Genomic DNA, 19,574 nt, shown 5'->3' on the forward strand with positions numbered 1-19,574 from the left:
GACGGTCGAGTTGCCGGGAACCCTACGGATCTCGCAGTGTGGACGCCACCGGGCACTCACCGATGTCACGGAATCGTGACGGATTAGTGCCACGGTTACCGGGGTATTCAGTGCCACCCGCACTTATGTGCCGTTTTCGACTACTTGGCGTAGAGCGGGAAGGAACGGACGGTCAGCTGGCAACCAATCCAGCAGTGCCAACTCGGCCGCGCCGACCCATCGGATCGCGCTGTGTTCGGACAAAACCGGTTCACCACGTATCAGCGCCGCAGCGTACACGCGCAACTGGTATCGATCTCCGATGGGCTGGGCCGGACCCAATGACGCCCCCGGCTCGATCTCGACGGACAACTCTTCGCGTAATTCCCTGATCGCGGCCTGTGCATCGGTCTCCCCCGGCTCGACCTTGCCGCCCGGGAACTCCCAGCCGCCGTCCGGACCGGGGCGCAGCGCGGCCAGCACCAGCCCGTCCCGGATCAGGGCCACCCCGACGACCACCTGCCGCTCGCTCATGGGCCGCACTCTGTCAGAACTTGTCGACGCGGCCGGGGATGATGGCGGGGTGCCGCTACAGAACAGAGTGCTGCCGACCCAGGAGATCGTGGCCGACGCCGGTCGCGGCCTGCTGATGGGCAACCGCGGCACGATCCACCACCCCGACCGCACCCTCGGCGCCACCCGCTGGCGGTCGAAGGCCTGGATCTGCTGTGTCCTCGACTGGAAGGGCGTCCAGCGCGATCCGATGCCACCCGGCCGCTGGACCGCGCTGTTCTTCTTCGACGAGGCGGTCGCCCTCGCCGCCGGCCACCGCCCGTGCGCCTACTGCCGCCGCCGCGACTACCTCCTGTACGCCGGTGCGTGGGCCGCCGGCCGTGGTCTGCCCGAACGGCCCCGGGCCACCGCGATGGACGCCCAGCTCCATCTCGAACGGGTCGAACCGCGGACCCGGCAGCAGCGCACCACGATCGCCGAGCTCGACGAGCTGCCCGACGGCGCGATGATCCGCCTCGACGGCCGGCCTGCCCTGGTACTGGACGGCAAAGTGCTCGGCTGGTCGTGGGAGGGATACAACACACCCGCCCGGCCGGCCGGTCTGCGCGAGGTCGAAGTACTGACGCCGCCCGCGAATCTCCTTGTCCTGAAGGCCGGATTCGCCCCTTTACTCCACCCGACGGCCATCGGCAACTGAGGTAAACCTAAGTAGGAACACGCCGTACCGAGGGGTCTTCCGTTGTGCGCCGCGCGAGGGCAAAGTGTGCCCATACTTACAGCGACAAAACCATCACTGGAGTCGGTATGGGTGACGGCAACAGCACCGTGGCAGCGGTGCAGCGCGCGCTCGAAGCGCTACACGCCAGCGTCGGCAAGCTGAGCCAGGAGTACGGTGACACCCTCGGCGTTCGCCGATTGGTGTCGGACGTGGCCAGGCTGAGTGACGACCTGGCCGAGCTCGGCCCTCCCGACCCTCATCACAGACCCGGACCCGTTCCGGAGGAACTCGAGGAGATCCCCGACGTGGAATACGACGCGTCCATGTGGACCGACGCGGAGCATGAAGGCTTCGGCGCCCCTGACCGGCGCGCTCCCTGATGGCGACCGGAGTTAGCGCGCCGGGTCGCGCACAGATCAAGCAGAAGACTCTACGAACCGATCGCTGGTGGCTCGCGCCGCTGCGGATCGGCGTGATCCTGGGCTTCTTCGTCGTCTACGCGACGGTCCGGATCTTCATGAACAAGTACTACTGGGTCGACGCGTACCACTACCTGACCCCGTTGTACTCGCCGTGCGTGACCTCGTCCTGCGTCGAGGGCTCGAGTCACCTGGGCACCTGGTTCGGGGACTTCCCCCGGGTCCTTCCGTTCAGCATCATCACGTTCGCCGTGCTGGCCGGCTTCCGCGGCACTTGCTACTACTACCGCAAGGCGGGCTGGCGTTCGCTGCTCATCGCCCCGGGCGCCTGCGCGGTGCCGGAGCCGCACAAGAAGTACAACGGTGAGCGCAAGTTCCCGATCACCGCGGTGAACCTGCACCGGTACTTCTTCTACGGCGCGCTGCTGTTCGGTCTGCTCAACGTCTACGACGGCACCCAGGCCTTCCACGGCAAGGACGGCGGCTTCGGCATCGGCCTCGGCACGCTGATCATCTGGATCAACCTGGTGATGCTGTGGATGTACACGCTGTCGTGCCACGCCTGCCGGCACATCGTCGGCGGCCGACTGAAGAACTTCTCCAAGCACCCGTTGCGCTACCGGTACTGGACTTTCGTGTCGAAGCTGAACCCCAAGCACGGCACGTACGCGATGATCTCGCTCTTCACCGTGATCATCACCGACGCGTACATCATGTCGGTCTCGGCCGGCTGGTTCTCCGATCTGCGCTTCTTCAACTGATACGGACGTCTGAACACTTATGACTGAACTGGAACGACACCAGTACGACGTGATCGTGATCGGCGCCGGCGGCGCCGGCCTGCGGGCCGCGATCGAGGCCCGTGAGCAGGGCAAGCGCACCGCGATCATCTGCAAGTCGCTGTTCGGCAAGGCGCACACCGTGATGGCCGAGGGTGGCTGTGCCGCGGCGATGGGCAACGCGAACTCCAACGACAACTGGAAGACCCACTACGTCGACACCATGCGTGGCGGCAAGTTCCTGAACAACTGGCGGATGGCCGAACTGCACGCGCAGGAAGCCCCCGACCGGGTCTGGGAGCTGGAGACGTACGGCGCATTGTTCGACCGGACGCCGGACGGCAAGATCAGCCAGCGCAACTTCGGCGGTCACACCTACCCGCGGCTCGCGCACGTCGGCGACCGGACCGGCCTGGAGCTGATCCGCACCCTGCAGCAGAAGATCGTCTCGCTGCAGCAGGAGGACTTCAAGGCCACCGGCGACTACGAGGCCAACCTCAAGGTGTACGCCGAGTGCACGATCACCGAGCTGCTGAAGGACGGCGACGCGATCTCCGGCGCCTTCGGCTACTGGCGTGAGTCGGGCCGCTTCGTCCTGTTCGACGCACCCGCGGTCATCCTGGCCACCGGCGGCGTCGGCAAGTCGTTCAAGGTCACCTCGAACTCGTGGGAGTACACCGGTGACGGTCACGCCCTCGCGATGCGGGCCGGCGCGACGCTGATCAACATGGAGTTCATCCAGTTCCACCCGACCGGCATGGTCTGGCCGCCGTCGGTGAAGGGCATCCTGGTCACCGAGTCGGTCCGCGGTGACGGCGGGGTGCTGAAGAACTCCGAGGGCAAGCGGTTCATGTTCGACTACGTGCCGGACGTGTTCCGCGCGCAGTACGCCGAGACCGAAGAAGAAGCCGATCGCTGGTACAAGGACGCCGACAACAACCGGCGCCCACCGGAGCTGCTGCCCCGCGACGAGGTCGCCCGGGCGATCAACTCCGAGGTCAAGGCCGGCCGCGGCACCCCGCACGGCGGCGTCTTCCTGGACGTCTCCTCGCGGCTGCCCGCCGAGGAGATCCAGCGCCGGCTGCCGTCGATGTACCACCAGTTCAAGGAGCTGGCGGACGTCGACATCACGGCCGAGCCGATGGAGGTCGGCCCGACCTGCCACTACGTGATGGGTGGCGTCGAGGTCGAGCCGGACACCGCGCAGTCGTCGGTCAAGGGCCTGTACGCCGCCGGTGAGGTCGCCGGTGGCATGCACGGGTCGAACCGGCTCGGCGGCAACTCGCTGTCCGACCTGCTCGTCTTCGGGCGTCGCGCCGGAGCGGGCGCGGCGATGTACGTCGAGTCGCTCGGCGAGAACCGCCCGAAGATCTCCGAGGCCGACGTCGACGCGGCGGCCACGGCGGCGCTCGCGCCGTTCGAGCTCGAGGGCGGCGAGAACCCGTACACGATCCACCAGGAACTGCAGCAGTCGATGAACGACCTGGTCGGCATCATCCGCAAGGCCGACGAGATCGAGCAGGCGCTGGCGCGGCTGACCGAGTTCCGCGGCCGGATCGCGAAGATGACGGTCGAGGGGCACCGGCAGTTCAACCCGGGCTGGCACCTCGCGCTGGACCTGCGCAACATGCTGACCGTGTCGGAGTGCGTCGCGAAGGCCGCGTTGCTGCGCGAGGAGTCCCGTGGGGGTCACACCCGCGACGACTTCCCGGGCATGAACGCGGAGTGGCGCAAGGTGCTGCTGGTCTGCTCGCTGGAGAGCAGCGGCGACGGGGTGACCGTGGTCAGGAAGGACCAGATCCCGATGCGCGAGGACCTGCTGGAACTGTTCGAGCTGGACGAGCTGAAGAAGTACCTGACACAAGAGGAGCTGCCGGCATGAGTTATCTGGCGAAGTTCCGGGTCTGGCGTGGGGACAGTGACGGTGGTGACCTCGAGGACTTCGAGGTCGAGGTGAACGAGGGCGAGGTCGTCCTCGACGTCATCCACCGGCTCCAGGCGACCCAGACCCCGGATCTGGCGGTCCGCTGGAACTGCAAGGCCGGCAAGTGCGGCTCCTGCAGCGCCGAGATCAACGGCATGCCGAAGCTGATGTGCATGTGCCGGATGAACACGTTCGAGGAGGGCGAGACCGTCACGGTCACCCCGCTGCGGACGTTCCCGGTGATCAAGGACCTGGTCACCGACGTGTCCTTCAACTACCAGAAGGCACGCGAGGTGCCCGCGTTCGCACCGCCGGCCGACCTGAAGCCGGGCGAGTACCGGATGCAGCAGGTCGACGTGGAGCGCTCGCAGGAGTTCCGCAAGTGCATCGAGTGCTTCCTGTGCCAGGACACCTGCCACGTGATCCGGGACCACGAGGAGAACAAGGAGTCCTTCTCCGGTCCGCGCTTCCTGATGCGGATCGCCGAGCTGGACATGCACCCGCTGGACGCCGCGGACCGGCAGAAGTCGGCCCAGGACGACCACGGTCTCGGCTTCTGCAACATCACCAAGTGCTGCACCGAGGTGTGCCCCGAGCACATCAAGATCACCGACAACGCCCTCATCCCGATGAAGGAACGCGTCGCCGATCGCAAGTACGACCCGCTGGTCTGGCTCGGCAACAAGATCCGCCGCCGCGAAGGCTGAGCACGTAGTACAGGCAAAGGCCGCCCGTAGCCGAGAAGCTGCGGGCGGCCTTTCGCGTTGTCAGCTCTTGGCGGCGGTGGCGAACTCGGTGGTGTAGGTCTTGGTGATGTCGATGCTGTCCTTCTTCGGCTTGACCGCCGGGGAGAACTTGCCGAGCACCGCCAGCGCGTTCTCGGCGCCCTTGGCATCCATCACACCGTTGGCCGTGAACATGCCCTTGGAGTCGTTGATCGACTTGACGTACAGCTCCTTGTCGGTGCCCGCGTAGTCGGCCGGCATCTTGGCGGCGATGGTCGCCGCGTCGTTGCCGGTGATGTAGGCCAGCGTCTTGACGAAGGCGTTCGCGAGCTTCTGTACGACGTCCTTGTGCGCGGCAACGTAGTCGCACGCCATGTAGAGCGAGCTGGCCGGATACAACCCACCAAGTGCCGCCTTCGTACCCTGCTCAGTACGCATGTCGAGCAGGATCTGCCCGTCGCCGGTCTTGGTCAGCCGGGCCACCGTCGGGTCCGTCGTCATGCCCGCGTCGATGCCGCCGGAGTTCATCGCGGCGATGAAGGTCGAGTCGGCTCCGGCCTTCACGGTCGTGTAGTCGGCGGTGGCGACTCCGGCGTTGCCCGCCAGGTACTGGGTGAGGAAGTCGGTCGACGATCCGGGACTCGTCACGCCCAGCTTGCGGCCCTTGAAGTCGGTGGGGCTCTTGATCGTGCCGGCCTGGGCCTTGGAGACCATCTCCACCTCGCCCGGCACGTTCGCGAACTGGACGACGCTCTGCAGGCACTTGCCCTTGGCCTGCATGTCGATCGTGTGGTCGTAGAAGCCGACGACGCCCTGGGCCTGGTTGGCCAGCAGTGCCGTTTCGGCGGTGACGCCGGCCGGGGTGTCGACGAGCTCGACGTTGAGCCCCTGGTCCTTGAAGTAGCCGAGTTGCTCGGTCAGCTTGGCCGGCATGTAGATCACCTTGGCGGCGCCACCGACCATGATGGTCACCTTGTCCGACGACGAGCCCGGGCCGGCCGAAGTACCGGATTTGTTCTGGGTCTGGCAGCCGGTCAGGACGAGGGCTGCCAGGACCGGGACGGCGAGTACAGCAGGGCGGATCTTCATGGTTGTCTCCTAGGGAAATCAGATGGCGGCGGCGAAGGATGCCTGGGCGGGTGGCCGCCAGCGCAGCAACCGCCGTTCGGCCAGGCCCAGGACGACCTCGGCCAGTAGTGCGAGCACGGTGGTGATGAGCATTCCGGCGTAGATGCCGGCCGCGTCGAAGGAGCCTTGGGCGGTGCTGATCAGCAGGCCCAGGCCGCGGGTGGCGCCGGTGTACTCACCGACGATGGCGCCGATCAGCGCGAACCCGAAGGCGGTGTGCAGCGACGCCAGGATCCACGAGGTCGAGCTCGGCACCACGATCGACCAGAGCACCTGGCCCCGGCCGGCGCCCAGGATGCGCGCGTTGTTCACCAGGTTCCGATCGACCTCGCGAGCACCCTGGAAGGCGTTGAAGAACACCGGGAAGAACACCAGCACGAACGCCGTCGCGATCTTGGACTCCATCCCGAGCCCGAACCAGATCACGAACAGCGCGGCCAGCACGATCCGCGGTACGGCGTTGAGCGCCTGGATGTAAGGCGACACCACCTCGGCGAGCAGCCGGGCCCGGCCGAGCAGGATGCCGAGTACGACGCCCGCCAGCGAGCCGAGCACGAAGCCGGCCGCCGCCTCCTCCAGCGTGACGGCGATCTGCGTCCAGATGGAGCCCTGGGCCGTACCGTCGGTGAACCAGATGACGAGCTTGTCCCAGATCAGGCTGGGCTTGGAGTAGAAGAACGGATCGAGCCACAGGCTGACCGACAGCTCCCAGCCGCCGAGGATCACCAGCAGCAACAGCAACCTGAGCGAGTAGACGAGGGCCTTGTGCTTGCGCCGTACGACGACAGCGGTCTGGGCCGTTCTGGCCGGGGCTTTACGCAACACGGGTGGCTCCTGTCTGGCGGGCGATCGCGACCTCGTCGGACAGCGAGCTCCACACCTCGCGGTAGATCGCGATGAACTCGGGGGTCATCCGGATCTCCTCGACGTTGCGGGGCCGCTCGAGCTCGATCGGGAAGGTGTCCTTGATCCGGGCCGGGCTGGCGGTCATCACGACGACCCGGTCGGCCAGCGTGATCGCCTCCTCCAGGTCGTGGGTCACGAAGATGACCGCGGCGCTGGTCCCGGACCACAGATCGAGCAGCTCGTTCTGCATCAACGCCCGCGTCTGCACGTCCAGCGCCGAGAACGGCTCGTCCATCAGCAGGATCGAGGGCTCGTTGACGAGGGTCTGAGCCAGCGCCACCCGCTTGCGCATGCCGCCGGACAGCTGGTGCATGTAGTAGTCCTCGAACCCGGCCAGCCCGACCCGAGCGACCCAGTCCCGGGCCGCCGCCTCTGCCTGCTCCTTCGGCTTGCCTCGCCAAAGCGGGCCGGAGGCAACGTTCGCCAGGACGGTCCGCCAGGGCAGCATCGCGTCCGCCTGGAACATGTACCCGACTCCGTCCGGGATGCCCCGGACCGGCTGGCCGTTGACGGTGACGGTGCCCTCGGACGGCGGCTCCAGCCCCGACACCAGCGACAAGGTGGTGGACTTGCCGCACCCGGTCGGACCGACGACGGCCACGAACTCACCGGCGTCCACTTGCAGGGTGATGTCCTGTACTGCGGTGTGGGCGGTCCCCGCGCTGGTCAGGAACCGCTTGGTCGCGTGGTCGATGTCGACCAGGAAAGTCATGGAGCCTCCTACCTGTCGTCCAACCCGCCTGTGGTGTTACCGGCGGATGACAGCTCTGTTGCTCGAAAGGTAGGGAGGATCGGGCGGCAGCGGATCCCTTGCCGTCGTTACCCGCCCAATCCCCATAGTTCGCGTTCTGCGCATTCCGCTCACGGGCGGGTTTACGGTGGGCGGATGATGGCTCGATTGCGCGGGATGCGCTTCACGCGGCAGCTCCTGCTGCTGCAGATCGGCCTGGTCACGCTGGTCGTCGGGATCGGCTTCGGGCTGGTCGCCTGGCTGCTCGACCAGAGCCTGGAGCACCAGTACGAGCAACGCGCGCTCAACGTCGCCAGGACGGTCGCCGCCGAACAGCACCTGGGCGACCTGGTCCGCGACGGCGACCAGCCCGCTGTTCAGGAGATCGCCATCGCCGCCTCGCGGGCCACGGGCGCGCTGTTCGTCGTGGTGACCGACGCGCGCGGGATCCGGCTGGCCCATCCGACCCCCGACCAGATCGGCAAACCGGTCAGTACAGATCCGTCGGGCGCGCTGTCCGGGAAGGAGGTCGTGAACATCGAGCGCGGCACGCTCGGATTGTCGGCCCGCGGCAAGGTCCCGGTACGTGACACAGCGGGCACCATCGTCGGGGAGGTCAGTGTCGGCTTCGACGCGGCCGACATCCGGCACGCCCTGCTGGACCTGATCGGCGCGACCGCTCCCTTCGCCGTCGGCGCCCTCGCGCTCGGCGTCGCCGGATCCACCTGGCTGTCCCGGGTGCTGAAGCGCCGAACGTTCGGACTCGAGCCGGCCGATCTGGCCGATCTGGTCCGCGAGCGGGAGGCCGTCCTGCACGGTGTGGGCGAAGGAGTACTTGCCGTCGACACCGATCGCCGGGTGACGATGTGCAACGACGAGGCGGTCCGGCTGCTGGGTCGCCCGGTGCGCGCGGGGATGCCGTTGGACGACCTCGATCTTCCACCACGGTTGAGATCCGTGCTGGACGGCGACCGGGCGGACAACATTCTCACCGTCGCCGGCGACCGGGTGCTGGTGGCCAACCATCGGCCGGTCAGCCGCGACGGCCGCGATCTGGGCAGCGTGCTGACGTTGCGGGACCGTACCGACCTCGAGCAGCTCACCAGCGAGCTGGACGCGGTACGGAGTATGACCGGAGCTCTTCGGGCTCAGCGACATGAGTTCGCCAATCGCATGCATACGGTCCTCGGGCTGCTGCAGGCGGACGCTCAGGCCGATGCGCTGGAGTATTTGCGGGCCGTGACCCAGTTCCAGGAGGCCGATGCGATCAGTGAGTCACCGGCTGTCCGGTCTGCGACGATCCGGTCGTTCATGGCGGCCAAGACCGCTCGGGCCGCCGAGTTGGGCGTGACGCTGAAGTTGTCCGAGGCGAGTTGGGTCCAGCAGCGCCTGGTCGCCCCGGTCGAGGTCGTGACCGTGCTCGGCAATCTCGTCGACAACGCTTTGGACGCCGCGCATGTGTCCACCCGACGTCCTGGTGGAGTCGAGGTCGATCTGCTGTCCGACGGAACGCGGCTGGTGATCTCGGTGGCCAACACCGGTGACGGTGTCTCGCCCGAGCAGTCCGAGGCGATCTTCGTCGAGGGCATCTCCACCCGGGGCACGGATCGCGGGCTCGGTCTGGCGATCGCCCGGCAGACGGCTCGTGGACTGGGCGGCGACATCACCTTGGCCAATCCGGGCTGCGACGGCAGCGAGACGGTCTTCGTCGCCCAACTCCCCGACGTACTCGAGGAGGCCGGCGCATGATCGGCGTACTGGTGGTGGAGGACGACTTCCGGGTCGCGCAGGTGCACGCGCTGTTCGTCGCCCAGGTCATCGGTCTGGAGGTCGTCGGGGTGGCGCACACGGCGGCTGACGCGCTGCGGATTGCTGCCGAGGTGAAGCCTGATCTGGTGCTACTCGACAGCTATCTGCCCGACCGGCCAGGGATCGAGGTCGCGGCGGAGCTGAGCGCGGACATCTTCATGGTCACCGCGGATTCGTCGGCGACCTCGGTCCGCGCTGCCTTCGCTGCAGGTGCACTGAACTACCTGATCAAGCCGTTCAGCTCCGAGCAACTGACCTCGCGCCTGCGGGCGTACGTCCGCTACCGGACCCTGCTGGGTGGCCAACTGGAGGAACTGACCCAGCAGGCCATCGACCGCGCGGTGGATGCCCTCCACGACGCCGACCGCCCACCGACACCCAAGGGCCAGTCACCAGTGACTGCCCGGCTGGTGACGAGCGCCTTGCGAAAGGCCGGGGAGCCACGGACAGCGGCTGATCTGGCTTCGCAACTCGGTATCTCGCGGGCGACTGCTCAGCGGTATCTAGCCGCCCTGGTCGACGACGGACGCGCGGTCCTCAGCTTGCGGTACGGATCGACAGGACGTCCGGAGCACCAGTACCACTGGGCCTCCTCACGCTCTTGAGCAAGGCGACATCGCGCTGGTGAGTGGGCGTCTCCACCAGCATCGGTACGTCCGCCAGCACCGGATTGGCCAGGAAGGCTGCCAGGGTCGGCAGCCCGATGGTACCGACGTCGAGCGATTCGTGCCGGTCGCGGTGTGAGCCACGCGGGTCACGACTGTCGTTGACGTGGACCAGCGCGACCGTGCTCGCCAAGTCGTCGAGCAGGTGCGGGTCGGCGAGGTCTTCACCGGCCGCATGGAGGTGGCAGGTGTCGAGGCAGAGGCCGACCCGCTCGTCGTTCACGGCCTGCAGATACTCGACCGTGCCGGTGATCGTCGAGGCCATCGATTCGCCCGCGCCCGCGGTCGGCTCGATCAGCAGCCGGACGGCGGGTGCCTGGTCGACGAGCGGGCGGATCAGCTTGGGCAGGGCAGCCAAGGCCGTCCTACGTCTTCCTGGAGTGACCGACGAGCCGGCGTGGACGACGACCGCGATGGCGCCGAGGTCCGTTGCGCGTCGCAGCGTCAGCTCAAGGGCGGCCAGCGAGCGAGACAGCACCAGCTCCGACGGAGCACCGAGATTGATCAGATGTGGAGCGTGCACCACCGCGGGGAGCGCGCGCTCGGCACACGCCACCCGGAAGGCCTCATCGGCTGCAGGGTCGGCGGCCCTCGGCGCCCAGCTACGAGGGTTGCCCGCGAACAGCTGGATGATCTCGGCGCCAACCTCGTCCGCCTCACCCAGCCCGGTCTTCACCAGCCCACCCGCGACGGCCACATGGGTGCCGATCAGCGACATCGCTCTCCTTCCAGAACGGTTCGCTGCCAGCGTACCGGACTTTTTGACCTTGAGTTCAACAAGTGCCTACTATGGCCGCATGGCGATGGGCAGACCGATGAAGTTCGAGGCCGGCGAGGCGCTCGACAAGGCGGTTGAGGTGTTCTGGCAGCGTGGCTTCGCGGCGACCACTCCACAGGCCCTGGCCGACGAGCTCGGCATCGGCCGCGGCAGTCTCTACAACACCTTCAAGAGCAAACATCACCTGTTCAACCTGGCCCTGCACCGGTACTCCGCGAGCCGCATCACCGCCCTGGCAGCAGGACTCGAAGGCCCCGGCCCGATCCTGCCGCGGCTCCGTGAGGCGATGCGCACCCTGGCCGGCATCGGCGACCACCGTTACGGCTGCCTGATCGTCAACTCCGTCGCCGAGCTCGGCAGCACCGACGAGGGTGTCGCCGACGTCGCCAAGGACCTCTTCCTCCAGATCGAGCACACCTTCCGGGCCGCCCTCGAGCGAGCCCGGACCACCGGCGAGCTCACCCCGGACCGCGTACCCGCCGACTCCGCGAGCGCCCTACTGGCAGCCGTCATCGGCACCAGCGTGCTGGCCAAGTCCGGCGCCGACCCCACCCAGCTCAACCGCATTCTCGACGCCACCCTCAAGGACGTCTGAAACCTCAACGAAAGAAGGCGATCGGCCGTGACGGCCATTGTCACCGGACCTGAGTCCGGGACCGAATCACCCCTGCGCGGAACGGCGAAGGCCCTGGCTGCCCATATGACGAGCAGCCTGACCGTGCCGACCGCGACCAGCGTCCGTACGATCGCGGCCAAGCTGATGATCGACAACCGGATCGTGATCAACAACCACCTGCGCCGCAACCGGGGCGGCAAGGTCAGCTTCACCCACCTGATCGGCTGGGCGCTGATCCAGGCAGTGAAAGCCAACCCGGTGCTCAACACGTACTACGACGAGTCGGACGGCAAGCCGGTCGCGGTGACGCCGGCACACGTCAACCTCGGGATCGCCGTCGACCTGGTCAAGCCGGATGGCAGCAGGACGCTGGTCGTCCCCAACCTGAAGGGGGCCGAGAGTCTTGGCTTTCAGGAGTACTTGGCGGCGTACGAAGTACTGGTCGGGAAGGCGCGGGCCAATCAGCTGACCGTTGACGACTTCGCCGGAACGACGATCTCGCTGACCAACCCCGGTGGAATCGGGACAGCGCACTCGATGCCGCGGCTGATGAACCAGCAGGGCGCTGTGATCGGGGTCGGGGCGCTGGAGTATCCGGCGCAGTACCAGGGTCTGAGCCCAGCAGCCCTTGCGGACCTGGCGATCGGGCGGACCGTGACGCTGACCAGCACCTACGACCATCGGGTGATCCAGGGTGCGGCATCCGGCGAGTTCCTGCGGACGATCGACGAGTTATTGGCCGGGGGCAACCAGTTCTACGAGGACATCTTCACCGCGTTGCGGATCCCCTACGCGCCGATCCGGTGGGCGCGCGACATCCACGTCGACGAGGCGAGCGCGGTCGACAAGACGGCTCGGGTGCAGGCGTTGATCAATGCGTTCCGCGTGCGTGGTCATCTGATGGCGGACACCGATCCGCTCGAGTACGTGCAGCGGTCGCATCCGGATCTGGAGCTGTCCGGGCACGGGCTGACGTTCTGGGATCTCGATCGCGAGTTCGTCACCGGGGACTTCGGCGGCGCGGAGCCGACGATGTCGTTGCGCGACATTCTCGGCGTACTCCGCGACGCCTACTCCCGCACGGTCGGCGTCGAGTACATGCATCTCCAGGACCCCACGCAACGACTCTGGTTCCAGGAACAGCTGGAGCGGCCGTATACGAAACCGGAGCACGACCGGCAACTGCGGATCCTCGGCAAGCTCAACGAGGCGGAGGCGTTCGAGACGTTCCTGCAGACCAAGTACATCGGTCAGACCCGGTTCAGCCTCGAAGGCGGTGAGTCGGCGATCGCTCTGCTCGACGCGCTGCTGGGTGGAGCCGCCGAGGCCGGGCTGGACGGCGCCGCGATCGCGATGGCGCACCGCGGCCGGCTGAACGTGCTCACCAACATCGCCGGCAAGACGTACGCGCAGGTGTTCCGCGAGTTCCAGGGCACCGACGACGTCGACGGGTCGGGCGATGTGAAGTATCACCTGGGCACCGAGGGCGTCTATCGCGGCGCTCGGGGGGAGGAACTGCCTGTCGTCCTGGCGGCCAACCCCTCGCATCTGGACGCGGTCGACGGCGTGCTGCTCGGGATCGCGCGGGGCAAGCAGGATCGTGGGTCTTCGACGCTGCCGATCATCATCCACGGCGACGCCGCGATGGCGGGGCAGGGAATCGTCGCCGAGACCGTGCAGATGTCGCGGCTGCGGGGGTACACGACCGGCGGCACGATCCGGATCAACCTCAACAACCAGGTCGGCTTCACGACGTTGCCGTCCCACGCACGGAGTTCGGTCTACGCGACCGACGTCACCAAGGCGACGCAGACTCCGGTCTTCCACGTCAACGGCGACGATCCGGAAGCGGTGGTGCGCGTTGCGGAGCTGGCGCTCGCCTATCGGCAGGAGTTCCATCGGGATGTGGTCATCGACCTGGTCTGCTATCGGCGGCGTGGGCACAACGAGGCCGACGATCCGTCGATGACGCAGCCGCGGATGTACGCGTTGATCGCGAGCAAGAAGAGTGTGCGCACGCTCTACCTCGAAGCGCTCGTCGGGCGCGGTGACATCACGCGGGCCGAGTACGAGCAGGCCGACCACGACTTCCATGCCCGGCTCGATCAGGCCTTCGCGGAAACACATGAGACCGCCGGCATCGAGAGCACCCAGGTAGTCGACGTACAGGCTGGTACTGCACCTGCAGTATCGGAGGACATGATCCGGGCGATCGGGGATGCGTTCGCCAACTTGCCAGCAGGGTTCACAGTGCATCCCAAGCTCGGACAGCTGCTGGCCAAGCGGCAGGAGATGAGCAAGGCCGGTGGGGTCGACTGGGCGTTCGGGGAGTTGCTCGCATTCGGGTCGCTGCTGCAGGAGGGGACGCCGATCCGGCTGGCTGGGCAGGACTCGCGCCGGGGGACGTTCGTCCAGCGGCATGCGGTGCTGCATGACCGGGTCACCGGGCAGGAGTGGGTGCCGTTGGAGAAGCTCGGTGCGTTCTCGGCGTACGACTCGTTGCTCAGTGAATACGCGGCGATGGGCTTCGAGTACGGGTATTCGGTTGAGCGGCCGGATGCGCTGGTGGCGTGGGAGGCGCAGTTCGGGGACTTCGCGAACGGCGCGCAGATCGTCGTCGACGAGTTCCTCTCGTCGGCCGAACAGAAGTGGAACCAGCGGTCGTCGCTCGTACTGCTGCTCCCGCACGGCCACGAAGGGCGTGGGCCCGATCACTCGTCGGCCCGGATCGAACGCTTCCTTCAGTTGTGCGCCGAGAACAACCTCACCGTCGCACAGCCGTCGACGCCTGCCTCCTACTTCCACCTGCTCCGCCGGCAGGCACACGAGTCGTCGACGCCGCTGATCGTCTTCACGCCGAAGTCGATGCTCCGCACCCGCGACGCGACCAGCTCGATCGCCGACCTCACCGAAGGCCGCTTCGAACCGGTCATCGACGACCCCCGGATCACCGACAAGTCGTCCGTCCAACGAGTCCTGGTCGTCTCCGGCAAGCTGTACTACGAGTTACGGCACGAACTCGAGAAGACTTCAGACCAGGCCGTCGCGCTGATTCGACTCGAGCAGTACTACCCACTCCCGGCGACCGAACTGGCTGAGGTCCTCGACTCCTACCCGAACGCCGAGCCGTTCTGGGTGCAGGACGAACCGCGCAACCAAGGTGCCTGGACCTTCCTCCACTCCGAGCTCAACCCACTGCTGACCAGGCCGCTCCAGGTCGTCTCGCGTCCTCGCTCAGCGGCGCCGGCCACCGGCTCAGCCAAGAAACACACCGAAGAGCAGGCGAGGTTGATCAACGAGGCCTTGCACTGACCCAACAGCAGCCTCGGCCGCAATCAGGGTCGGCCGGGGCCGCCCGGACTGTGTAGGTCCGGGCAGGCGGGTTCCTCGACGCCCGCCATCCGGTCTCCCCGCCCAGCCCATACCGGGCGGGGAGACCGCTCCCAGCGCCCACCCGCCGCGGCGATCTCACCTGAGCGATGGTTGCCCTCCCCCGCGTGGGTGAGGTGGGTGGACGGTTCGGAGCTCTAGGGTGCGGGCATGGACGTGGCGTTGGTCGGGCTGGTCAATATCGGCATCTTCATGTTCTTGTTCGTGCCGGTATCGCAACGGTTGCTGGGGGTTCGGTTCGGGTTGGGGCGGCTGGCGATCGGTGCCGCGCTGACACTCGCGCTCGCCGGCCCCCTGGCGAAGGCGGTCTCCGGACCACCGCCGTGGACCGGGTCGAACGGCGCGGCCTTCGCCCTGCTGGCGTTGACGGCGTTGTGCTCGATGCTTGCCGGACTCATCTTCCTGGTGCTGGCCGAGGCGCTGGTCCCGACCGGATCGTTGCCCAGGGCCCGTGATCTGCGGCGGGACCTGGGCGGCAAGCTCGCCCGCACCCGGCGGTACCTCCAGATCCTCCGGATCGCGATCAAGCACGGCCTCGGCCCGTACCTGCGCGGTCGCCGCCGCCCCGGCCACGAGAACGCGGCCGGTCAGGCCGATCTGGCCCGATCGCTGAGGCTCGCCCTCGACGAGGCCGGCGTCACCTTCGTGAAGCTCGGCCAGGTGCTGTCCACCCGCAGTGATGTGATCCCGCCATCCGTCGCGCTGGAGCTCAGCCGCCTGCAGGACCAGGTCTCCCCCGCGCCGTGGAGTCAGATCGAGTCTGTACTCACTGAAGAACTCGGCGCGCCCCCGCAACAGGTGTTCGCCGACTTCGCCACCGAGCCGCTCGCCGCTGCCTCGGTCGCTCAGGTCTACACAGCCAACCTCGACGGCGTACCGGTCGTCGTAAAGGTTCAGCGCCCCGGTATCGCGTCCGTCGTCGAGCGGGATCTGGACATCGTCCAGCGGCTGGCGCGATTGCTCGAGCGCAACACCGACTGGGGCCGGTCGATGGGCGTGCGCTCGCTCGCGACCGGGTTCGCCGACGCGATGCGGGAGGAGCTCGACTTCACCGTCGAGGCGGGCAACATGGCCGGCGTCGCGGCCGGCAAGTCGGTGGTGGGCAACCGCGACATCGTCGTACCGGAGTTGTACCCCAAGTACTCCACCCGCCGGGTGTTGACCATGCAGCGTCTCGACGGGATCGGCCTCGGAAGCGCCGCCAAGTCGATCGCCGAGCGCGGCCTGGACGCGGCCAAGCTGGCGAAGGTGCTGTTCGACTGCCTGCTCGGGCAGGTCGCGATCGACGGCGTGTTCCACGCGGATCCGCACCCGGGCAACTTCCTGCTGCTCACCGACGGCCGGATCGGCATGCTCGACCTCGGCTCCGTCGGGCGACTCGACCCGTCCACCCGCGAGGCGTTGCAGCGGTTCCTGCTCGCCGTCGACCACGGCGATCCGGTGGCCGCGACCGACGCGCTGCTGGAGATCGTCTACCGGCCGGACGTCATCGACGAGCAGAGCCTGGAGCGCGCGGTCGGGCAGTTCATGGCCCGGCATCTGGGCGCCGGCGCGGCGATCGGGCCGGCCATGTTCAACGACCTGTTCAAGATCATCACGACGCATGAGCTGGGCGTGCCGCCGGAGGTCGCCGCTGTCTTCCGTGCACTGGCGACCGTCGAGGGCACGATCGCACGGATCTTCCCCGCCTTCGACCTCGTCGCCGCGTCCCGCTCCTTCGCGGCCGCCCACGTCACCGACCGGCTCGCGCCCGACGCGCTTCGCCGTACCGCGACCGAAGAACTGGCCACCTTGCTACCGATGCTCCGCAGGCTCCCGCGCCGCATCGACCGGATCGCCGCCGCCGCGGAGAGCGGCCGCCTCGGCCTCAACGTCCGTCTCTTCGCCGACGAACGCGACCGCCGCCACCTGACCGGACTGCTCCACCAGGCCTTGCTCGCTGTCCTCGGCGCCACCGCCGGCCTGATGGCAGTGCTCCTGCTCGGCACGCCAGGTGGCCCCAAGGTCACCGACACCGTGACTCTCTACCAGCTCTTCGCCTACAACTTGCTGGTCGTCTGCGCGGTCCTGGTACTCCGCGTCCTCGTCCTGGTCTTCCGGTTGCCCGACACCCGTTCCCGCCATTGACCTCAAGCTAACTTTAAGTTCAACCATGGGGCCCATGTCTGCGACCGAGGTCCCCACGAAACCACCGCGACTGTTCAGCGGGCCACATCTGCCACTGGTGTTCGGCGCTGTCGCGCTGGTCACGCTGGGCGCGTTCGAGAACCGCGCGGTCGGGACCGCGTTGCCGACGATGGTCCGGGAGTTCGACGCGCTGGGCCTGTTCGGGCTGGCGAATGCGGCTCCCAACGCGAGCTACCTGGTCGCGCTCGCGATCGCCGGTCAATGGGCCGATCGTCGCGGGCCGATCCCGGCGTTGCGGGCCGGCGCGATCGCTTTCGCCCTGGCCCAGTTGCTCGTCGGTACCGCGCAAGGGATGCCGATGGTGGTGGCCGGACGGTTGCTGAGCGGCCTGGCGGAAGGGCTGCTCGACGTCGCGTTGATGGTGCTCGTCGCCCGGACGCTTCCCGCCGTACTGCGCCCGCGGATGTTCTCGTTGTTCGCGGCGATGTGGATCCTCCCGTCGGTGGCCGGTCCGGTGCTGACCGGGTTCGTGACCGAGCAGGTCGGCTGGCGCTGGGTGTTCCTCGGCGCGGTCGCGCTGCTCGTGCCGAGCTGGTTCCTGCTCCAGCCGGCGATGCGGCTCTCCAAGCGGACGCCCGCGCCTGAGCGGAGTACCGAGGATGCCGCGGCCCTGACCGCGTGGCGGGCGGCGATGCCCTGGGCGTTCGGTGCGTCCGTCGCGCTCTTCTCGATGACGCTGGCGGGCGATCAGCTGGAGCGGCACCATTTCCTTGCAGGGTTGACGATTCTGGTGAGTTTGCTGGTGCTGGGCGTCGCGGCGGTCCGGGTGATGCCGGCCGGCACCTTCGTACTCCGGCGCGGGTTTCCTTCGGTCGTCGCAGTACGGGGACTGACCGGTGCGGCCTTCGCCGGAACCGGCGCCTATCTACCGCTGCTGCTGACCCTGCGGTACGACTTCAGCCCGTCGCACGCAGGCGTCACACTGTCGATCACCGGCGTCAGCTGGGCCTTCGGCTCTTGGCTGCAAGGCCGCGACCACGGCATCCAGCGAGTGACGGTACTCCGAACAGGCCTGACCCTGATGACGGTTGGACTGGCCGGCACGTCGCTCCTCGCCTGGACCGACGGCCTCATCTGGCTCGGTCTGATCGGCTGGACGGTCGCCGGCATCGGCATGGGGCTCAGCTCGTCCAGCCTGTCGGTGCTCACCCTCGGCCTGTCCGACGACAACAACTCCGGCCGCAACGTCAGCGCCGCGCAGATGGCCGGCACGATGAGCATCGCCACCGCGCTCGCCGTCAGCGGCACCCTGCTCGCCCTCGAGGCCGACGCCCCCGGCGCCTGGGTCTTCGGCGCCATCATCGCGACGAGCGCGGGCCTGGCCCTCGCCGCGCTTGGAGCCGCAAACCGTATCCGTACCAAACAGTAAGTAGGACTAGAGTGTGGCTCATGTCTGAGCTGCTGACCGATGACCAGATCGATGCCGCGTTGCGCGACCACCTGCCGGAGTGGAAGGTCGTGGACAACGCGCTGGTGCGCAGCGTGAAGAAGGACTCGTTCATGGACGGCATCCGGCTGGTCGCGACCGTCGCCCAGCTGGCCGAGTCGATGAACCACCATCCCGACATCGACATCCGCTACACCACGATCACCTTCCGGGTCACCAACCACGAGGCCGGCGGCCTCACCGACGACGACCTGGTCCTCGCCCGCCACATCGACACCGCCGCAGGCTGACCCGCGCACCCTCCACCGCAGCTCAGCCGGAGCCGGCCTGCGCCGGTCAGGCGGAGCCGAAGGACGCCGCGTCCGGCCACGCCATGCGGAAGCCATTGGGCTCTCCGTTGAGGCGGGCCGGATCGCCGCCGGGCGGTGCCACCGGCGCGGTCTCCACATGCTTGGCTCCGACCGCAATGTAGAACTGCTGCGCCGCAACGTTCTGCTCCAGCACCCACAGATACATCGCGTCGCCCCGCGCCTGCTCGACCACAGCCCGCGCCGCCCGCGCCAGCAACTGCCTGCCGATCCCACCCCGCTGCTGCCTGTGATCCACATGCAGGTTGTCGACCAGGCTTCCCCACACCGGGTCGAGATCGAACATCACATGCACGAACCCGACAAACTCCCCATCAATCTCCGCGACGATCGTCGCCGTCCCCTCCGGATCCCCCAGTCGCTTCGACCACACCCCTACCCGCTCCGCGACCAGCTCCCCATCGAGGAACGCGTCAGCGAACGCCCCGCGATAATGCCGCCGCCAACTGTCCGCGTGCAGCCCTGCGACCTGCTCGGCATCGCCGGCATCCGCCGGCCGGAACTCAACCATGGATCCGATCCTAGGGACCGTGAGCCCGCCGCCCGCCGCCGT

At 67.7% G+C, this 19,574-nt stretch carries 18 protein-coding genes; 12 read left to right on the forward strand and 6 right to left on the reverse strand.

Annotation, left to right across the window (positions count from 1 at the left end; genetic code table 11):
- Window positions 1-123: 123 nt before the first annotated feature.
- A complete protein-coding gene (locus tag ABD768_RS07535; RefSeq protein WP_343982553.1) occupies window positions 124-513 on the reverse strand; it encodes a (deoxy)nucleoside triphosphate pyrophosphohydrolase in 390 nt (129 codons plus the stop codon).
- Between the two features lie 49 nt (window positions 514-562).
- Here ABD768_RS07535 and ABD768_RS07540 point away from each other — a divergent pair, with 49 nt between their 5' ends.
- The 5 genes from ABD768_RS07540 (at window position 563) to ABD768_RS07560 (ending at window position 5,039) form a co-directional block, all read left to right on the forward strand.
- On the forward strand, window positions 563-1,189 hold the full coding sequence (locus ABD768_RS07540; RefSeq protein ID WP_344838797.1) for a hypothetical protein: 627 nt from the start codon (window positions 563-565) through the stop codon (window positions 1,187-1,189).
- A gap of 107 nt (window positions 1,190-1,296) precedes the next feature.
- The gene (locus ABD768_RS07545; RefSeq protein ID WP_343982548.1) at window positions 1,297-1,590 is read left to right on the forward strand and encodes a hypothetical protein; all 294 of its coding nucleotides are present in this window, start codon (window positions 1,297-1,299) and stop codon (window positions 1,588-1,590) included.
- A complete protein-coding gene (locus tag ABD768_RS07550; protein ID WP_343982545.1) occupies window positions 1,590-2,390 on the forward strand; it encodes a hypothetical protein in 801 nt (266 codons plus the stop codon). The genes ABD768_RS07545 and ABD768_RS07550 overlap by 1 nt, the downstream gene beginning before the upstream one ends.
- A 19-nt stretch (window positions 2,391-2,409) precedes the next feature.
- Complete coding sequence (locus tag ABD768_RS07555; RefSeq protein WP_343982542.1) at window positions 2,410-4,290, forward strand: fumarate reductase/succinate dehydrogenase flavoprotein subunit; 1,881 nt, start codon at window positions 2,410-2,412, stop codon at window positions 4,288-4,290.
- Window positions 4,287-5,039, forward strand: coding sequence for a succinate dehydrogenase/fumarate reductase iron-sulfur subunit (locus ABD768_RS07560; RefSeq protein WP_343982539.1), 753 nt, complete (start codon window positions 4,287-4,289; stop codon window positions 5,037-5,039). The genes ABD768_RS07555 and ABD768_RS07560 overlap by 4 nt, the downstream gene beginning before the upstream one ends.
- A 60-nt stretch (window positions 5,040-5,099) precedes the next feature.
- Here ABD768_RS07560 and ABD768_RS07565 read toward each other — a convergent pair whose 3' ends face one another.
- Genes ABD768_RS07565 through ABD768_RS07575 form a run of 3 tightly spaced genes read right to left on the reverse strand, consistent with a single transcriptional unit; the run spans window position 5,100 to window position 7,803 of the window.
- On the reverse strand, window positions 5,100-6,146 hold the full coding sequence (locus ABD768_RS07565; RefSeq protein WP_344838802.1) for an ABC transporter substrate-binding protein: 1,047 nt from the start codon (window positions 6,144-6,146) through the stop codon (window positions 5,100-5,102).
- Window positions 6,147-6,164: 18 nt separating this feature from the next.
- On the reverse strand, window positions 6,165-7,010 hold the full coding sequence (locus ABD768_RS07570; protein WP_344838805.1) for an ABC transporter permease: 846 nt from the start codon (window positions 7,008-7,010) through the stop codon (window positions 6,165-6,167).
- On the reverse strand, window positions 7,000-7,803 hold the full coding sequence (locus ABD768_RS07575) for an ABC transporter ATP-binding protein (protein WP_344838807.1): 804 nt from the start codon (window positions 7,801-7,803) through the stop codon (window positions 7,000-7,002). Before ABD768_RS07575 ends, ABD768_RS07570 begins: the two co-directional genes overlap by 11 nt.
- A 174-nt stretch (window positions 7,804-7,977) precedes the next feature.
- Here ABD768_RS07575 and ABD768_RS07580 point away from each other — a divergent pair, with 174 nt between their 5' ends.
- Together ABD768_RS07580 and ABD768_RS07585 are read left to right on the forward strand one after the other, a co-directional pair.
- On the forward strand, window positions 7,978-9,570 hold the full coding sequence (locus ABD768_RS07580) for an ATP-binding protein (RefSeq protein WP_344838810.1): 1,593 nt from the start codon (window positions 7,978-7,980) through the stop codon (window positions 9,568-9,570).
- Window positions 9,567-10,235, forward strand: coding sequence for a response regulator (locus ABD768_RS07585; RefSeq protein ID WP_343982525.1), 669 nt, complete (start codon window positions 9,567-9,569; stop codon window positions 10,233-10,235). The genes ABD768_RS07580 and ABD768_RS07585 overlap by 4 nt, the downstream gene beginning before the upstream one ends.
- Here the strand turns inward: ABD768_RS07585 and ABD768_RS07590 are convergent.
- The gene (locus ABD768_RS07590; protein ID WP_344838814.1) at window positions 10,168-11,013 is read right to left on the reverse strand and encodes a deoxyribonuclease IV; all 846 of its coding nucleotides are present in this window, start codon (window positions 11,011-11,013) and stop codon (window positions 10,168-10,170) included. The genes ABD768_RS07585 and ABD768_RS07590 overlap by 68 nt on opposite strands.
- A 79-nt stretch (window positions 11,014-11,092) precedes the next feature.
- Between ABD768_RS07590 and ABD768_RS07595 the strand changes: the two genes are divergently transcribed.
- The 5 genes from ABD768_RS07595 to ABD768_RS07615 all read left to right on the forward strand — a co-directional run bounded on the left by ABD768_RS07595 (window position 11,093) and on the right by ABD768_RS07615 (window position 18,943).
- Window positions 11,093-11,668, forward strand: a complete 576-nt coding sequence (locus tag ABD768_RS07595; protein WP_344838817.1) for a TetR/AcrR family transcriptional regulator — start codon at window positions 11,093-11,095, stop codon at window positions 11,666-11,668.
- Between the two features lie 27 nt (window positions 11,669-11,695).
- Entirely contained in the window at window positions 11,696-15,001 is a 3,306-nt protein-coding gene (locus tag ABD768_RS07600) for a multifunctional oxoglutarate decarboxylase/oxoglutarate dehydrogenase thiamine pyrophosphate-binding subunit/dihydrolipoyllysine-residue succinyltransferase subunit (RefSeq protein WP_344838820.1), read from the forward strand.
- 228 nt (window positions 15,002-15,229) lie between these two features.
- Entirely contained in the window at window positions 15,230-17,206 is a 1,977-nt protein-coding gene (locus ABD768_RS07605; RefSeq protein WP_344838823.1) for an ABC1 kinase family protein, read from the forward strand.
- Window positions 17,207-17,240: 34 nt separating this feature from the next.
- Entirely contained in the window at window positions 17,241-18,635 is a 1,395-nt protein-coding gene (locus tag ABD768_RS07610) for an MFS transporter (RefSeq protein WP_344838826.1), read from the forward strand.
- 20 nt (window positions 18,636-18,655) lie between these two features.
- Window positions 18,656-18,943, forward strand: coding sequence for a 4a-hydroxytetrahydrobiopterin dehydratase (locus ABD768_RS07615; RefSeq protein WP_343982505.1), 288 nt, complete (start codon window positions 18,656-18,658; stop codon window positions 18,941-18,943).
- A 46-nt stretch (window positions 18,944-18,989) separates the two neighbouring features.
- On the opposite strand, the gene ABD768_RS07620 is transcribed toward ABD768_RS07615, so the two are convergent.
- A complete protein-coding gene (locus tag ABD768_RS07620; RefSeq protein ID WP_344838830.1) occupies window positions 18,990-19,532 on the reverse strand; it encodes a GNAT family N-acetyltransferase in 543 nt (180 codons plus the stop codon).
- Window positions 19,533-19,574: the final 42 nt, after the last annotated feature.

Origin of the sequence: Kribbella ginsengisoli, from assembly GCF_039537185.1 — a bacterium.
GTDB classification, from domain to species: Bacteria; Actinomycetota; Actinomycetes; order Propionibacteriales; family Kribbellaceae; genus Kribbella; species Kribbella koreensis.